Origin of the sequence: Planomonospora sp. ID91781 (assembly GCF_015711595.1) — a bacterium.
Taxonomy (GTDB): domain Bacteria; phylum Actinomycetota; class Actinomycetes; order Streptosporangiales; family Streptosporangiaceae; genus Planomonospora; species Planomonospora parontospora.
Genome location: NZ_JABTEY010000001.1, coordinates 655,760 through 670,176, shown reverse-complemented (window position 1 = coordinate 670,176; position 14,417 = coordinate 655,760). Strand labels below are relative to the sequence as shown.

The following is a 14,417-nucleotide window of genomic DNA, read 5'->3' as shown; positions in this document are numbered from 1 at the left end:
ATGCTACCGAGGTCGCCGCCGGCCGGCCGGGCGCCGGGGGGCGGAGCCGCTACGGGTACGGCCCCGCGACCGGAGCGGGTTCGGGCGGGCGGCTTTGGATGGGCGGGTTCGACCGGAGCGGCCTCGGGCGGGCGGGTTCAGACGGGCGGAGGGACCGGCAGGACGGTGGCGGCGCGGTGGCGCGCGGCCTTGGCCGTGTAGTTGTCGGGGGTGCGGGCGAAGGAGGCGCGGTCGTCGTCGGTGAGCTCCCGGACGATCCTGCCCGGCACCCCCGCCACCAGGACGCCGGCCGGGATCTTCTTGCCGGGGCCGACGAGGGCGCCCGCCGCCACCAGCGAGCCCGCGCCGATCCGCGCCCCGCCCAGCACGATCGCGCCGATCCCGACGAGCGCCCCGGTCTCGACGTACGCGCCGTGGACCACGGCCTTGTGCCCGAGGCTCACCCTGGGCTCCAGCACGGCCGGCTCGCCCGGGTCGGCGTGCAGGCAGCACAGGTCCTGGACGTTGCACTCCTCGCCGACCTCGACGGCCTCGTCGTCCCCGCGCAGGACGGAGCCGTACCAGACGCTGGCCGCGCGGCCGAGCCGTACCCGGCCGACGACCACCGCGCCGGGGGCGACGTAGGCGTCCGGGTGGACCTGCGGGACGGCGTTCCCGTCGAGGGCCGCGATGTGAGGGACACTGCGAGGGACACTGTGGGAGACGCGGTTCATGAGGACGATGGTACGAGGGGCGCGCTGTCCGATATTTCGCAAGCATGTCCCCGTTCCGGTTGCGATTGCGGATGGTTGGCAGCAGAGTCGTCTCTGACTTCTCCTTTTCCGCCCCACGACCTCCACGGGTAGCGCCATGACGAACCAGCACGAGAGCTTTCCCGACCTGATGCATGAGGACTCGTTCGAGGTCGTCATGCGTGGTTACAGCCGCCGCCAGGTGCACGACTACATGATCCGGACGCGCAACCAGATCCGCGATCTGGAGGAGCGGGTCGCGCGGGCGATCGACCAGGCGGAGCAGAGCAGGCTGGAGCTGGCGGACGCCCGGCGCAGGCTCTCCGACGCGCCCCAGGACTACGACGAGCTCGGGCAGCGGCTCAGCCAGATCCTGAAGCTGGGCGAGGAGGAGGCGGCGGCCAAGCGCGAGGTCGCCGACGCCGAGGCGAACCGCCTCCGCGACGAGGCGGCGGCCGAGGCCGAGCGGCTGGTCGGCTCCGCCCGCGAGCGGGCCGAGGGCATCCTCACCGCCGCGCAGCAGGAGGCCGAGCGCCGGGTCGCCGAGGCCACCGCCACCGCCGAGCAGCTGCTCGCCCAGGCGGGCGGCGACGCCGAGGAGACGCTGGGCGCGGCACGGGCGGAGGCGGAGGAGACCCTGACCCGGGCCCGCAGCGAGGCGGAGCGCATGATCGGCTCCGCCCGCCACGAGGCCGAGCGCACGCTGGAGAGCGCCCGCGCGGAGGCGGAGGAGACCCTGACCCGGGCCCGCAGCGAGGCGGAGTCGACGGTGTCCTCGGCCAACGCCGAGGCCCACTCCACACTGAGCTCCGCCCAGCAGCGCGCCGCGGTCCTGGACGAGAGCACGGGCCGCCGGGTCGCCTACCTCACCGACACGCACCGCGAGGTCATGCGCCGCCTCAACGAGATGGGCACGGTCCTCGGCGACCTGCTCCACCGGGAGAGCAGCGCCGGCCCGCTCATCGACGAGGCGGCGGTGCTCCCTCCGGCGGCCGCCGCGCAGCCCCTGCCGGTTCCCGGCGTGCTCGTCGCCTCCGGCGCCCCGTCACGGCACGGGCGTGGGGACGAGGCGCCGGGCACCGGTCCCGAGACCGGCGCGGGGGCCGGCTCCGAGGCCGAGGCCGGGGCCGGTTCGGGCACTGATCCGGGCACCGGTTCCGGCTCCGAGCCCGAGATCGACGTCGAGGCCGTCCGGGTGATCGTCCAGGACGAGGACGAGGACGAGCAGGGTCCCGCCGGGGGGCGCCGCGTCGTGGTCTCCGACGACACCGTCCTCGGCATCGGGCCGGCACGCGGCGGCGACGGGGAGCTCGCCGCCCGCAAGTGAGGTCGCCTCCCGCTGACGGGAGTGCGTCGGCGGGACGGCACCGTCCCGCCCGTGGATGCGGAACGGCCCGGGTGGTCCGGACGGCCCGGATGGTCCAAGCGGTTCAGGAGGTCCGGACGGCCCGGATGGTCCGAGCGGTTCAGGAGGCCCGGCCGGTTCGGGTGGTCCGAGCGGAAGCCCCCGCCCCCGATAGGGTCGGGGGCTTCCGCGATCTTGGGGCCCGGCGCCGGAGCCGCGAGCGCTCCGCCGACCGCGGCACCGGGCGGCTCTCCGCCGGCGTTTCACCGGAGTGTCCCGCCGGAACGCTCCTCCTGGTCGCGCAGGCGCCGGCGCAGTCCTTCGGCGTCGTCCGCGTCGACGGTCATCGCGCAGCCCGCCTCACGCTGGGCGGAGCTCAGCGGGTGGTGGCGGGTGGCCCACCACCGGCCCGCGTCGCTCCGCCAGATCGTCCAGTCGGGAAACTCCCGGGCTATCTCCGCCAGATGCCGGTCGAAAGACATCCATGCACCTTCCCCGCGCCCAGGACCGCTGTGACGTTCCATCTCCGACGGTGCGACACCTCTCTAGAGAAATCAATGATCGCAGGGGTCAGGTCAACCTACCGGTTGACGGACGGCCTTGATCTATGCGTCGAAGTCGTACTGAAGTACATATGAGGCGGAGTCCAGGACCATCTCGTTGACCTCGACGGGCACGCCGGCCGAGGTGTAGGCGGTCCGCATGATCGCGATGACCGGGGTGCCCGCCGGGAGGTCCAGCTGGACGGTCTCGTGCGGGTGCGGCATCCGGGCCCGCACCTCCTCGGTGAAGTGGGCCGGGGCGTGGCCGAGGTCGCCCAGGCGCGCGTAGACGCCGCCGGGGCCGGTGTCCTCCTGGACGATCGCGGTGCCCTCCACCAGGCCGGCGGGGAAGTAGGAGACCGAGAGCTGGACCGGCCGCCCGTCCACCGAGTAGCGCCGCCGCCGCACCCAGACCTCGGGCCCGCCCAGCACGCGGGTGACGTCCTCCTCGGCGGTCTCCCTGTCGAGCTGCACCTCGTCCACGGTGTACGGCCGGCCCCTGGTGTCGGACTCCCAGATGGCCTGCCCCTGGCCCCAGTGCTCACGGGAGAGCCGCCGGGAACCGTGCCGCCTGATGGGCCGGAACCGCCGGACGTAGACCCCCGAACCGCGCTTGGGCACGGCCAGCCCTTCGTTGATGAGCACCGACAGCGCCTGCCTGGCGGTCGCACGGGCGATGCCGTACTGCGCCATGAGGGCGTTCTCGCCCGGAAGCCGGTCCCCGTCACGGAGCTCGCCGGACAGGATCGCTTCGCGGAGCCCGTCGGCGATGCGCCGATAGATCGGGGTCTCGGGAGGTACCGGGGACTGCTGCACGTTTGATCACCCTCTGTCACCAACCGGGTTTGGCGTCTCCAGAGAACTTGCCCCGCCTTGTCCACGATCGCACAGATACAGAGGTTGGTACCGGGATTCTTTTGAGTGGATCGTGCCCGTGTGGTGATCCACGGGGGTTTTCTTGGTCCGTTTCGGTGGAACGGTCCTGACCGCTATCGCCGTGCCCACCACCGGCGGGTGACGAGCGCGGCGAGTACGGCTCCCGCGGTGTTGAGGAGCACGTCGTCCACGGAGCTGACCCGGCCGAGGCGCAGGCCGTACTGGAGGAGTTCCACGGCGGACGAGGCCGCGGCGGCCACGCCCGCGACCGCGGGGAGCGACGCCAGCCGCGCCGAGCGGACCGGGAGCAGCGCGCCGAGCGCGGCGAGGACCAGGAGGTTGCCGCCGACCTGCACGAACGCCGCTCCCGGCGGCATCTGCCCGACCTGCCGGGCCAGGTCGACCAGGGGGACGAGGTTCACCCCCTGCGCGGTCCCGGGGGTCAGGATCATCCAGATCCACGGAGCGGTCCCGGCCAGGGCGCCCACGTCGGCGGCGGCCGTCCGCCACGGGGCGGGGTGCCCGGCGCGCCCGCGGCGGCGGGCCAGCAGGAACGCGGCGAGCACGGCCGCCGGGACGGCCGAAACGGCCGCGATGACGACATATCCCCATGTGTGCCATGCCTGCTCCACGGGGTGATGATGCCAGCCCGGCCGTCCCGCCGCGCGGTCCGTCAGGTCAGGGGAAGGTGGCTCCGGAGGAAGGCCGTGGCGTGCGCCCAGGCGGTCCGGGCGGCCTCGGGGTGGTGGAACTGCGGCGCCTCGTGGTTGTGGAAGGCGTGACCGGCCTCCTCCGCGACGTACATCTCGACGTTGGGGCGCCCGGCGGCGGCCTTCTCCACCTTGGCGACCTGGTCGCGCGGGATGTAGGGGTCGGAACCGCCGAAGACGAGCAGCGCCGGGCAGGAGATCTTCTCCATCAGGCCGACCGCGTCCGGCACGCCGGAGCCGTAGAACGAGAGCAGCGCGTCCATCTCCACCGAGGCGGCCAGGACGTAGGCGATCGAACCGCCCAGGCAGAACCCGAGCGCCCCGCTGCGGCCGGTGGACTCCGGCAGCGCCCGCAGGTGCGCCAGGGCCATGGCCGCGTCGGAGACGGCGTGGGTGAAGTCGAGGCGGGAGGCCACCTCCATGGACGCCATCGTCCCGGCCTCGGTGTGCTCGGCCTCCCAGTGCGGCTCGATCCGCCAGAACAGGTCGGGAGCCCCGACGACGTAGCCCAGTGCGGCCAGGTCCTCGGCGACCCTGCGGATGTACGGCCCGACCCCGAAGATCTCCTGGACCAGCAGGACGGCCGGGCCGCCACCGCTCGCCGGGAGCCATAGGTGCAGGTCGAACGAGCCGTCGGCGACGGTGACCGTCTCGGTCCGAGCTTCCACGGAGCCCTCCTGGATCTTCGTTCTCCTGACGACCAGCCTAGGACAGCGGAACGGCCGTCCCCGGCATCCGTTCCCCGTCACCGGGTGATACGCGTGGGACGCGGGTAAATGTGAGGATTCATCTCGCGCGAACCGCGTTCCACGCGTAGCACCCGGCGACGGTCCGCCGACGATCTCCCGTCGGCGGCGTCCCGCCGACGGTGTTCCACCGACGACCTTCCGGAGTGCCCCGATGGCCGACCTCACCCACCGGCGGCGCATGGGCGTGCTGGCGATCTGCTGCATGAGCCTGCTGCTGGTGAGCCTCGACACCACCATCCTCAACGTCGCCCTGCCTGCCATCCGCCGGGAGTTCGACGCGTCGGTCTCCGGGCTGCAGTGGACGATCGACGCCTACGTGCTGGTCCTGGCCTCGCTGCTGATGCTCGCCGGCTCCACCGCCGACCGGATCGGCCGGCGCCGGGTCTTCCAGGCCGGGCTCGTGCTGTTCACCGCCGGGTCGGTGCTGTGCAGCCTCGCGCCGGGCCTGGGGTGGCTGGTGGCCTTCCGCACGGTGCAGGCGGTCGGCGGGTCGATGCTCAACCCGGTCGCGATGTCGATCATCACCAATACCTTCACCGACCCCCGGGAGAGGGCCCGCGCGATCGGCTTCTGGGGCGGCGTGATCGGCATAAGCATGGCCGCCGGACCGCTGATCGGCGGCCTGCTCGTGGAAACGGCCGGCTGGCGGCTGGTCTTCCTGATCAACCTGCCGGTGGGGCTGGCCGCCCTGGTCCTCACCGCGATGTTCGTCCCGGAGTCCAGGGCCGCCCGGGCGCGCCGGATCGACCCCGTCGGGCAGCTCCTGGTGATCCTGGTGCTCGGGCCGCTCACGTTCGGGATCATCGAGGCACCGGTCCTGGGCTGGACCTCGCCGGTGATCGTCGCCTGCCTCGCGACGGCGCTCTGCGCGCTGGCCGTGCTCCCGGCCTACGAGCGGCGCCGGGACGACCCGCTGATCGACCCGCGGTTCTTCCGGAGCGCGCCGTTCGCCGGGGCGGCGGCCATCGCGGTGTGCGGGTTCGCCGCGCTCGGCGGCTTCCTGTTCGTCAGCACCCTCTACCTGCAGGACGTACGGGGCATGACCGCCCTGCACGCCGGGCTGTACCTGCTGCCGATGGCGGCGACGATGCTCCTGTTCGCCCCGCTCTCGGGGCGGCTGGTGGCCGCCCGAGGGCCGCGACCGCCGCTGCTGGCGGCGGGGACGGCGATGACGCTGAGCGGGGGGCTGCCGGCGGTGGGCGGCCTCGGTTCCCCCGGCTCCTCCGACGCCCTGCTGATCGTCTCCTTCGTCCTGTTCGGCGTCGGCATGGGCCTGCTCAACGCCCCCGTCACGAACACGGCCGTCTCCGGGATGCCGGTCTCGCAGGCCGGGGTGGCGGCGGGGATCGCCTCCACCAGCCGTCAGGTCGGCCAGGTCCTGGGCGTCGCGGTCGTCGGCTCGGTGATCGCCGCCGGGGTGGGCGGTGAGGCCGTCGCCGCGGGAGCCGGCTTCACCGGGGCCGCCCGTACGGCCTGGTGGATCATCACCGGCTGCGGGGCCGCCGTGCTCGTCCTCGGCGCCGCCACCACGGGCCCCTGGGCCCGGGGTACGGCGGAGCGCGCGGCGGTCCTGATCGGGGCCGAGGGGGGAGCGGCACCGCCCGGTGGCCGCACGGGTTCCCGTACTGGATGATGGAAGGACTGGTAAGGACCCAACCGGGAGATGATTCATGGCCATCAGCCGCGCGGACTGCGCCGCCCTCGACGCCGCCGATCCCCTCCGGCACCTCAGGGACGAGTTCGTCCTGCCCGACGGGACGGTCTACCTGGTCGGCAACTCGCTCGGCGCCCCGCCGAAGCGCGCCTCGGCGGCGGTCACCCGGGTCGTGGAGGAGGAGTGGGGCGGCCGCCTGGTCGGCGCCTGGAACGCCGACGGCTGGTTCGACCTGCCGACCTCCACCGGCGACCGGCTGGCCCCCCTGATCGGGGCGGGCCCCGGGCAGGTCGTGGTGGGCGACACCACCTCGATCGCGATCGTCAAGGCCGTCTCGGCCGCGCTCCGCCTGCGCCCGGGGCGCCGGGTGATCGTCTCTGACCTGGACAACTTCCCGACCGACCGCTACATGGTCCAGGGGCTCGCGGGGGCGCTGGGCGGCTACGAGATCCGCGACGTGCGCGGCACGGAGGGCCTCGACGAGGCGCTGGCCGGCGGGGACGTGGCGTGCGTGCTGCTGTCGGAGGTGGACTACCGGACGGGGAACCGGCACGACACCGCCGAGGTGACGGCGCGGGTCCAGGCGGCCGGCGCGCTGATGGTCTGGGACCTGTGCCACAGCGCGGGCGCCTACCAGGTGGATGTGTCCCCGGCGGACTTCGCGGTCGGCTGCACCTACAAGTACCTCAACGGCGGCCCCGGTTCCCCGGCGTTCGTCTACGTGCACCCGCGCCACCAGGCCGACGCCGAGCACATCCTGACCGGCTGGCACGGCCACGCCGCGCCGTTCGCGTTCGAGCCCGGCTACCGCCCGGCCGAGGGGGTGCGGCGCTTCGCCGTGAGCACTCCGCACGTGCTCTCCTTCGCCTCGCTCAACGCCTCGCTGGACGTCTGGGAGCGGGCGGACCTGGCCGAGGTGCGGGCCAAGAGCGTGGCGCTCACCTCCCTCTTCATCGACCTGGTCGAGGAGCTGTGCGCGCCGTACGGGCTCGGGCTGGCCACCTCGCGCGACTCGGAGCGCCGGGGCAGCCAGGTGAGCTTCACCCATCCGGAGGGTTACCCGGTCATGCGGGCGCTGATCGACCGGGGTGTGCACGGGGACTTCCGCGCCCCGGACATCCTCCGGTTCGGGTTCGCCCCGCTGTACATCCGCCACGTGGACGTCCACGACGCGGCGGTCACCCTGGCGGAGGTGCTGGAGAAGGAGCACTGGCGCGACGAGCGGTACCGGCGGCGGCTCGCCGTCACCTGATCCCCCGCCGCGGCCCGCGGCCCGCGGTCCGCGGGCCACGGTCCCACGGGCCCGGGCCGCCCTGACCCGCCCACCGGACCTGCTCGCCGGTCCGTCAGCGGCCGTCACCGGACCTGCCCACCGGTCTGCTCGGGACCCGCCCACCGGCTCGCCGCCGCCCGGTGGGCTCCGGGTTTCTCTGGATAAATAGGATTGGCGCGCCCACAAGGCGTTTTTCCACCACATGTCCAGGGAGACCCCCGTTCCATGTTGACGACCTTCGCGGTCACGGCGCTCGTAATGATCATGATTCCCGGGCCCGACCAGGCCCTGATCACACGCAACGCCCTCGCCTTCGGCCGTACCGCCGGCCTGCTGACCATGACCGGCGGCCTGTTCGGGCTCGCCGTCCACGCCACCTCCGCCGCGATCGGGCTCTCGGCCCTGTTGCTGGCCTCGGCCACCGCCTTCACCGTGCTGAAGGTCGCGGGCGTGGTCTATCTGCTCTGGCTGGGCGTCCAGGCGCTGCGCTCCAGCCGCCGGACGGCCGCCGCCACCGCCGTCGTCACGGAAGTCCCGGCCGACGGGGGCCCGCCCCTCCGGCACGTCCGCAACGGCTTCCTGTCGAACGTGCTCAACCCGAAGGTCGCCCTCTTCTTCGTGACCTTCCTGCCCCAGTTCCTGCCCGCCCACGGCAACACGCTGGGCCGGGCCCTCCTGCTCTCGGCGATCTTCGCCGGGCTGTACCTGCTCTGGTTCGGCTTCTACAACGTGGTGGTGGACCGGATCGGCGCGCTGCTGCGGGCTCCCCGGGTCCGGGCCAGGGTCGAGCAGGCCACCGGTCTGCTGCTGGTCGGCTTCGCGATCCGCCTGGCCGTGCAGCAGCCCTGACGACGGCCGGCGCCGGCATGTTTGCGCGGCGGGACCCGGCTGGGTAGCGTTGCCGTCCCCAGCAGTGGACGTACCTGAGGAGGTGAGAACCATCAACGCCAGATCAGGCCGGGTGCTCTCCTCCCACGGCCGTGCGGTCCACCCGGCCTAGGTGACCGAGAGAGCACCCATCGGGATTCCGAAGGGCTCTCATGCCGGTTCAGCCGTCACCGCACATCCGATCCACCTCTCCGCCGACCGCCGCCCCGTCCGCCGTCGTCGCCACGCTCCGGGCCGCCGGCTGCGTCTTCGCCGAGGACGAGGCCGAGTTGCTCGCCGCCACGGCGCGGACGCCCGCCGAACTCACCGCCATGGTGGACCGGCGGGCCGCCGGGCTCCCCCTCGAACACGTCCTGGGCTGGGCGGAGTTCTGCGGCCTGAGGGTGGCCGTGGACCCCGGGGTCTTCGTGCCCCGCCGCCGCACCGAGTTCCTCGTCCACCGGGCCGCCGCCCTCGCCCGTCCGGGGTCCGTCGTCGTCGACCTGTGCTGCGGCTCGGGCGCGCTGGGCGCGGCCCTGGACGAGGCTCTGGGCGGGGTGGAGCTGCACGCCGCCGACATCGACCCCGCCGCGGTGGCCTGCGCCCGCCGCAACCTCGCCGCCCTGGGCGGCCGGGTGTACCGGGGCGACCTCTACGAACCGCTGCCCGCAGCGCTGCGGGGGCGCGTCGACGTCCTGCTCGCCAACGTGCCCTACGTGCCCACCGGTGACATCACGCTCCTGCCCCCGGAGGCCCGCCTCCACGAGGCGCGGGTGGCGCTGGACGGCGGCGCGGACGGGCTCGCCGTCCTGCGGCGGGTGGCCGCCGGGGCGCCGCTGTGGCTGGCGCCGGGCGGCCGCCTGCTGTTCGAGACGAGCGGGCGGCAGGTGCCGTCGGCCGTCGGGATCGTCACCGGGGCGGGACTGGTGCCGGAGGTGGCCGTCTGCGAGGAACTGGACGCCACCGTGGTCGTCGCGACCCGTCCACCCGGCCGCCCCTCGGTCCGGGCGGATCGGGTGGACCGGGCGGATCGGGTGGGCCGGGTTCCGCCGTACGGGGCGGGCGGGGCCGCTAGCGGGGGACGACCGGGAGGGTGATGTAGGAGTCCGGGAAGACCTTCTGGTGCTGGAGGACCAGATCGGTCCCGGTGGCCTCGGCGGCGGGGCGGCCGGTGCCGGGGTTGCGGTCGAACCGGGGGAAGTTGGAGCTGGAGACCTCCACCCGGATGCGGTGGCCGGCCTTGAAGACCTGGCTGGTGGCGACCAGGTCGATGGTGAACGTCCCGGCGGGTTCGGCGGTGCGGACGATGCCGTCGGTCACGCTCATCGCCCGCCCGTCGGGGTGGACGTCCACCAGCTTGGCCGTCCAGTCGGTGGCGGCCGCCGAGGTCTCGGCGTGCAGGGTCACCGAGACCGGCCCGGTCACCTCGACGTCGGCGGCCAGCACCTCGGTGGTGTAGCAGAGCACGTCCGGGCGGAGCTCCACGTCGCGCTGGTCCTGCGGGCCGACGTTGGTGACGTCGGGCAGCAGGAGCGGGCCGCCGACCGTGGGGACCGGATCGCGCGGGTCGAAGGTGAACGTGGCCGGTTCCGCGGCGGCCGGGGGAGCGGTGCACAGCGACCCGTCGGAGTGCAGGTGGTAGCGGGTGGCGACGGCGCGGGCCAGGGGCCAGGCCTCCTCGTCCCGCCAGACGTCGTCGCCCATCACGAAGATCTGCACGGCGGGACCGGTGTCCTCGCCCTTCAGGAAGGCCAGCTGCCGCTGCTCCAGCCGGATCGCCTGAGCGGAGGCGGAGAAGCCGAAGTCCAGGCGGCCGGTGCCGGTCGCGCCCAGCGCCGTGTGGGACCAGGGGCCGACGATCAGCGGCCCGCCCAGGCGGCGGTGGTTCTCCAGCGTCCCGGACAGGAACAGGTCGAACCAGCCCGCGACGTGCATGACCGGCACCTCGATCCGGTCGTGCCGCAGGGTCTCGGCCAGGTCCTGCCAGTATTCGTCCCGCTCCGGGTGACCGGTCCAGTCCCGCCACCACGGGATGCCCGGGACGTCGCGCACCGGGAGGGTCCGGGCCGCGGCGGCCTGGTCGCCCAGGACCGGCAGCAACTCGCCGAACCCGGCGCCGGCGTCCTCGCCCGCCTCCATGCCGTGCACCAGCCCGAGCATCGCCTGCATCGCGCCCCAGCCCAGGGCGGAGCCCAGCGCGAACGCCCCGCCGTGGTACTTCAGGCCGTCGTGGAAGTCGTGCGGCGTCACCGCGGCGACCACCGCCCTCAGCCCCGGCGGGCGCGTCGCGGCGGCCTGCAGCGCGCACCCGGCCAGGTAGGACATGCCGCTCATCACGACCTCGCCGTCCGACCACGGCTGCGCGGTGATCCAGGCGATCGTGTCGTGGCCGTCGGCGCCCTCGTCCAGCCACGGCCGGAACTCGCCGTCGCTGCTCCCGCGCCCCCGGCAGTGCTGCAGCACCACCGCGAACCCGGCCTGCAGCGCGGACCGCACCGGCACCGACCGGAACGTGCCCTCGCCGTACGGCGTGCGGACCAGCAGCGCGGGGAACGGCCCGCCCTCGGACCGCCGGTGGACGTCGCCGCGCAGGATCGTGCCGTCGCGCATCGGCATGGGCACGTCGTGTTCGGCGGTGATCGCCAGCGGGGTGCGGTCGAGCTTCGGCATGGGGGCTCCTCGGGGAAGAAGTGGGGCGGGAGCGGGGTCGGGCCGCCGGGCCGTCGTCAGGTCAGGACATAGGCGTCGTAGCGGACGGCGCCGGGGGCGCGGGCACCGGAGGCCACGGCCAGCGTGCGGTTGAGCCACAGATAGCGCTCGTCGCCGGTCTCGAAGCGGCAGAACAGCCGGAAGTAGTACGCCGACGGGTCCACCTCCTCACCCCGGGCCAGGCGGCCGAGGACCTCCGGCGGGCCGTGCCGCACGCCGCTGGTGGAGATGTACAGGTGCGCGCCGTCGTGGGTGCGCAGCGTGTAGCGGGTGTCGATGCTGGCCATGCCGTCGGCGTGCACGACCTGCCAGTCGGCCCCGCCGGGCAGCACGGTCCCCGACAGGCGGGGGCCGTCGAACGACCCGCCGACGATGTTGATCACCCGGCGGCGGCCCCACTGCGAGTCGCCGAGGTCGAGGATCGGGTCGAGTTCCACGTGGAACGCGGCGAGCGGTTCGAGGTTCACGGGCGGCGCTCCAGGGGCTTGCGGGGAGGTCCGGGGCATCGGGGGCTTGCGGTGGGTGGTCCGGCGGTCCGGGGGTGTCGTGGCCCGGCGGTGTGGTGATTCGGTGGCCCGGTGCCCGGTGGTTCACCGGGTGGCGTTCCAGGAAGGGCGTTCGTTGAGCGAGGCCGGGTCGAAACCGGCGGTGCGCTTGTATGCGGCGGCGATCCCGGCCCGCTCCGCGTAGGGGATGACCTGCTCGATGTCGTCGAACCCGCCGGGCGCCCGCTCGTGGGCGAGCTTCATGACGACCTCGGGGCCCATCTCGCGGTTGGACAGCTGCAGGGCGGTCGTGGCGGGGCGGCGCAGCGCCTCGTAGGCGGCCAGGTCGCCGCGGGCCAGCGAGTGCGCCAGCACCCGGGCATCGATGATCGCCTGGGAGGCGCCGTTGGAGCCGATCGGGTACATCGCGTGGGCGGCGTCACCCAGTAGCGTGACGCCGTCAAAGGTCCAGCGGGGCAGCGGGTCGCGGTCCACCATCGGGTACTCGTAGGCGGCCTCGGCCCCGGCGATGACGCCCGGCACGTCCAGCCAGTCGAAGCGCCAGTCCGCGAAGTGCCGGCCGATCCCGGCCAGGTCCGCAGGGCGGTTCCAGTTCCCCCGGTCCGGGGCCTCGCCGTCCAGCGGCCGCTCGGCGATCCAGTTGATCAGGGTGCGCCCGCCGGTCTCGATCGGGTAGGCCACGAACTTCTGGGTGCCGTCCCCGGCCATGATCATGGATCGGCCGGTCAGGAACGGCTCGCCGTACGTGGTGCCGCGCCACAGCACCAGGCCGTTCCACGGGGGCGGGCCCTCACCGGGGAACAGGTGGGCGCGGACCGCCGAGTGGATGCCGTCCGCGCCGATCAGCAGGTCCTCGTCACCGGGGCCGGTGATCCTGCTGCCGGTCCGTACGGCTCGCGGGCCCAGCCGTTCGGCGACCGCCTCCAGCAGGAGCAGCTGCAGCCGCCCGCGGTGCACGGAGTACTGCGGCCAGGCGTAGCCCGCGTCCAGTCCCCGGGGCTCGGACCAGATCGCCGTGCCGTACCGGTTGAAGTAGGCCAGCTCGGCGGTGGCGACGCCGATCTCCGCGAGCCGGTCGCCGAGGCCGAGCTCGGTCAGCTCCCGCACGGCGTGCGGCAGGAGGTTGATGCCCACGCCCAGCGGCCGGATCTCGGGCACGGCCTCGTGGACGGTCACGTCCTCGAACCCGGCGGCGTGCAGGCTGAGCGCGGCGGCCAGCCCGCCGATGCCGGCTCCGGCGATGACGATGCGCACGGGCTCCTCCGGGGACGCCGCCGCTGCGACGACGGATTGTTATGGCCATAACAATATTCACGCCGGGTGGCCCGTTGCGCAAGACTTGGCCGGTGGACGGAGTCGGTACGGATCCCCGGTACGGCGCCGGTCCGCAGGACGACCTGTGGGCGGGTCCCCCGGACGTCCCGGCGGACCTGCGGTACGCCGCCTACGCGCGCGAGCGCCTGGCCGCCATGCCGCCGCCGGCCGACGCCGAGGCGTTCGGGCTGGCCTACAACCTGCTCCAGCTGGCCTACCTGCTCGTCAACGACCTGGAGACCAGGATCCACCGCCCGCGCGGCTGGACGCTCCCCGGCTTCCGGCTGATGTTCAAGCTCTGGCTGCTCGGCCCCACCCGGCCCGCCCGGCTCGCCGAGATCTCGGCCATGTCCCGTTCGGCGGTGACCAACGCGGTCAACACCCTGGAGCGGGACGGGCTGGTGGAACGCCGCCCGCTACCGGAGGACGGGCGGGCGGTGGTGGTCGCGCTGACCGCCGAGGGCGAGACGGCCGTCCGCGCGGCATTCGCCGAGCAGACCCGCAGGGAGCGGGAGTGGTTCGCCCCGCTGGACGCCGCAGAGCGGGAACGCCTGACCGGCCTGCTCGCCCGCATCCTCGAATCCCGCCCGCCCGGCGCCCTCTGAGCAGCCCGCCCCATCCTCGCGCCCGCCCGGTGCCCTCCGAGCCGCCCGCCCGGTGCCCTCCGAGCCGCCCGCCGGAGCCGGGACCCGGCTACGGGGGTCAGGCTGCGGGGGTCAGGCGTCCTGGGCGTCGAGCGCGGCGACGAGCTTCTTGGGGGCCACGGCCCGGTAGCTCTCCTCGACCCAGTCGAGCAGCAGCTCGGTCTCGGGAAGCGTCCCCGTCAGCGGGATCGTCACCCACCCGGACCTGCCGAGCCCGTAGCCCGAGGGCCGGACGCCGTCGAGGGCCAGGGCGTGGCCGTGCGACTCGGGCAGCTTCACCCCGGCGCTCGGGCTCCACTTGTCGGTCGGCTCCTCCACGCCGAGGAAGAGGAAGATCTTCTTGTTGACCTTGACGACGGTCTCGCCCCAGGGGTGGTCCTCGTAGGCCTCCGGGAACCGGAGGGCGAACTCACGCAGCGTCTCGCGGACCTCACGCCATTTCTCCATGCCCGCCATTGTGGACGCCGGGTCCGACGTTTTCCCGGCGCCGGGCGGGC

Annotated in this window: 15 protein-coding genes; 6 read left to right on the top strand and 9 right to left on the bottom strand. The window is 73.8% G+C overall.

Features of this window, described 5'->3' with window-relative positions; translation table 11 throughout:
- Window positions 1-137: 137 nt before the first annotated feature.
- Window positions 138-713: a gamma carbonic anhydrase family protein gene (locus tag HS048_RS03080; protein WP_068902562.1), complete on the bottom strand. Its 576-nt coding sequence runs from the start codon at window positions 711-713 to the stop codon at window positions 138-140.
- 136 nt (window positions 714-849) lie between these two features.
- Here HS048_RS03080 and HS048_RS03075 point away from each other — a divergent pair, with 136 nt between their 5' ends.
- Entirely contained in the window at window positions 850-2,058 is a 1,209-nt protein-coding gene (locus HS048_RS03075; protein ID WP_196466103.1) for a hypothetical protein, read from the top strand.
- Window positions 2,059-2,339: 281 nt separating this feature from the next.
- Here the strand turns inward: HS048_RS03075 and HS048_RS03070 are convergent, their stop codons facing one another.
- The 4 genes from HS048_RS03070 to HS048_RS03055 form a co-directional block, all read right to left on the bottom strand.
- A complete protein-coding gene (locus tag HS048_RS03070; protein WP_191898401.1) occupies window positions 2,340-2,558 on the bottom strand; it encodes a hypothetical protein in 219 nt (72 codons plus the stop codon).
- A 123-nt stretch (window positions 2,559-2,681) separates the two neighbouring features.
- A complete protein-coding gene (locus HS048_RS03065; protein ID WP_196466102.1) occupies window positions 2,682-3,434 on the bottom strand; it encodes a GntR family transcriptional regulator in 753 nt (250 codons plus the stop codon).
- A gap of 173 nt (window positions 3,435-3,607) precedes the next feature.
- Entirely contained in the window at window positions 3,608-4,126 is a 519-nt protein-coding gene (locus HS048_RS03060; protein ID WP_191898399.1) for a VanZ family protein, read from the bottom strand.
- A gap of 41 nt (window positions 4,127-4,167) precedes the next feature.
- Window positions 4,168-4,872: a dienelactone hydrolase family protein gene (locus HS048_RS03055; protein ID WP_196466101.1), complete on the bottom strand. Its 705-nt coding sequence runs from the start codon at window positions 4,870-4,872 to the stop codon at window positions 4,168-4,170.
- 232 nt (window positions 4,873-5,104) lie between these two features.
- Here HS048_RS03055 and HS048_RS03050 point away from each other — a divergent pair, with 232 nt between their 5' ends.
- The 4 genes from HS048_RS03050 (at window position 5,105) to HS048_RS03035 (ending at window position 9,844) form a co-directional block, all read left to right on the top strand.
- On the top strand, window positions 5,105-6,586 hold the full coding sequence (locus HS048_RS03050; RefSeq protein ID WP_196466100.1) for a DHA2 family efflux MFS transporter permease subunit: 1,482 nt from the start codon (window positions 5,105-5,107) through the stop codon (window positions 6,584-6,586).
- A 37-nt stretch (window positions 6,587-6,623) separates the two neighbouring features.
- Entirely contained in the window at window positions 6,624-7,859 is a 1,236-nt protein-coding gene (gene kynU, locus HS048_RS03045; protein WP_196466099.1) for a kynureninase, read from the top strand.
- 246 nt (window positions 7,860-8,105) lie between these two features.
- On the top strand, window positions 8,106-8,729 hold the full coding sequence (locus tag HS048_RS03040) for a LysE family translocator (protein ID WP_196466098.1): 624 nt from the start codon (window positions 8,106-8,108) through the stop codon (window positions 8,727-8,729).
- Between the two features lie 191 nt (window positions 8,730-8,920).
- Window positions 8,921-9,844: a putative protein N(5)-glutamine methyltransferase gene (locus HS048_RS03035; protein ID WP_196466097.1), complete on the top strand. Its 924-nt coding sequence runs from the start codon at window positions 8,921-8,923 to the stop codon at window positions 9,842-9,844.
- On the opposite strand, the gene HS048_RS03030 is transcribed toward HS048_RS03035, so the two are convergent.
- The 3 genes from HS048_RS03030 to HS048_RS03020 form a co-directional block, all read right to left on the bottom strand.
- Window positions 9,819-11,417 (bottom strand): CocE/NonD family hydrolase, encoded by a 1,599-nt coding sequence (locus HS048_RS03030; protein ID WP_196466096.1) that lies wholly within the window; start codon window positions 11,415-11,417, stop codon window positions 9,819-9,821. The genes HS048_RS03035 and HS048_RS03030 overlap by 26 nt on opposite strands.
- A 56-nt stretch (window positions 11,418-11,473) precedes the next feature.
- Window positions 11,474-11,923, bottom strand: a complete 450-nt coding sequence (locus HS048_RS03025; protein WP_307832350.1) for a DUF3237 domain-containing protein — start codon at window positions 11,921-11,923, stop codon at window positions 11,474-11,476.
- A 123-nt stretch (window positions 11,924-12,046) separates the two neighbouring features.
- Window positions 12,047-13,216 (bottom strand): flavin-dependent oxidoreductase, encoded by a 1,170-nt coding sequence (locus tag HS048_RS03020; protein WP_068902585.1) that lies wholly within the window; start codon window positions 13,214-13,216, stop codon window positions 12,047-12,049.
- 92 nt (window positions 13,217-13,308) lie between these two features.
- On the opposite strand from HS048_RS03020, the gene HS048_RS03015 reads away from it, so the two are divergent.
- Window positions 13,309-13,881: a MarR family winged helix-turn-helix transcriptional regulator gene (locus tag HS048_RS03015; RefSeq protein WP_231647591.1), complete on the top strand. Its 573-nt coding sequence runs from the start codon at window positions 13,309-13,311 to the stop codon at window positions 13,879-13,881.
- A gap of 111 nt (window positions 13,882-13,992) precedes the next feature.
- On the opposite strand, the gene HS048_RS03010 is transcribed toward HS048_RS03015, so the two are convergent.
- Window positions 13,993-14,367, bottom strand: coding sequence for an MmcQ/YjbR family DNA-binding protein (locus HS048_RS03010; protein ID WP_196466093.1), 375 nt, complete (start codon window positions 14,365-14,367; stop codon window positions 13,993-13,995).
- Window positions 14,368-14,417 lie beyond the last annotated feature (50 nt).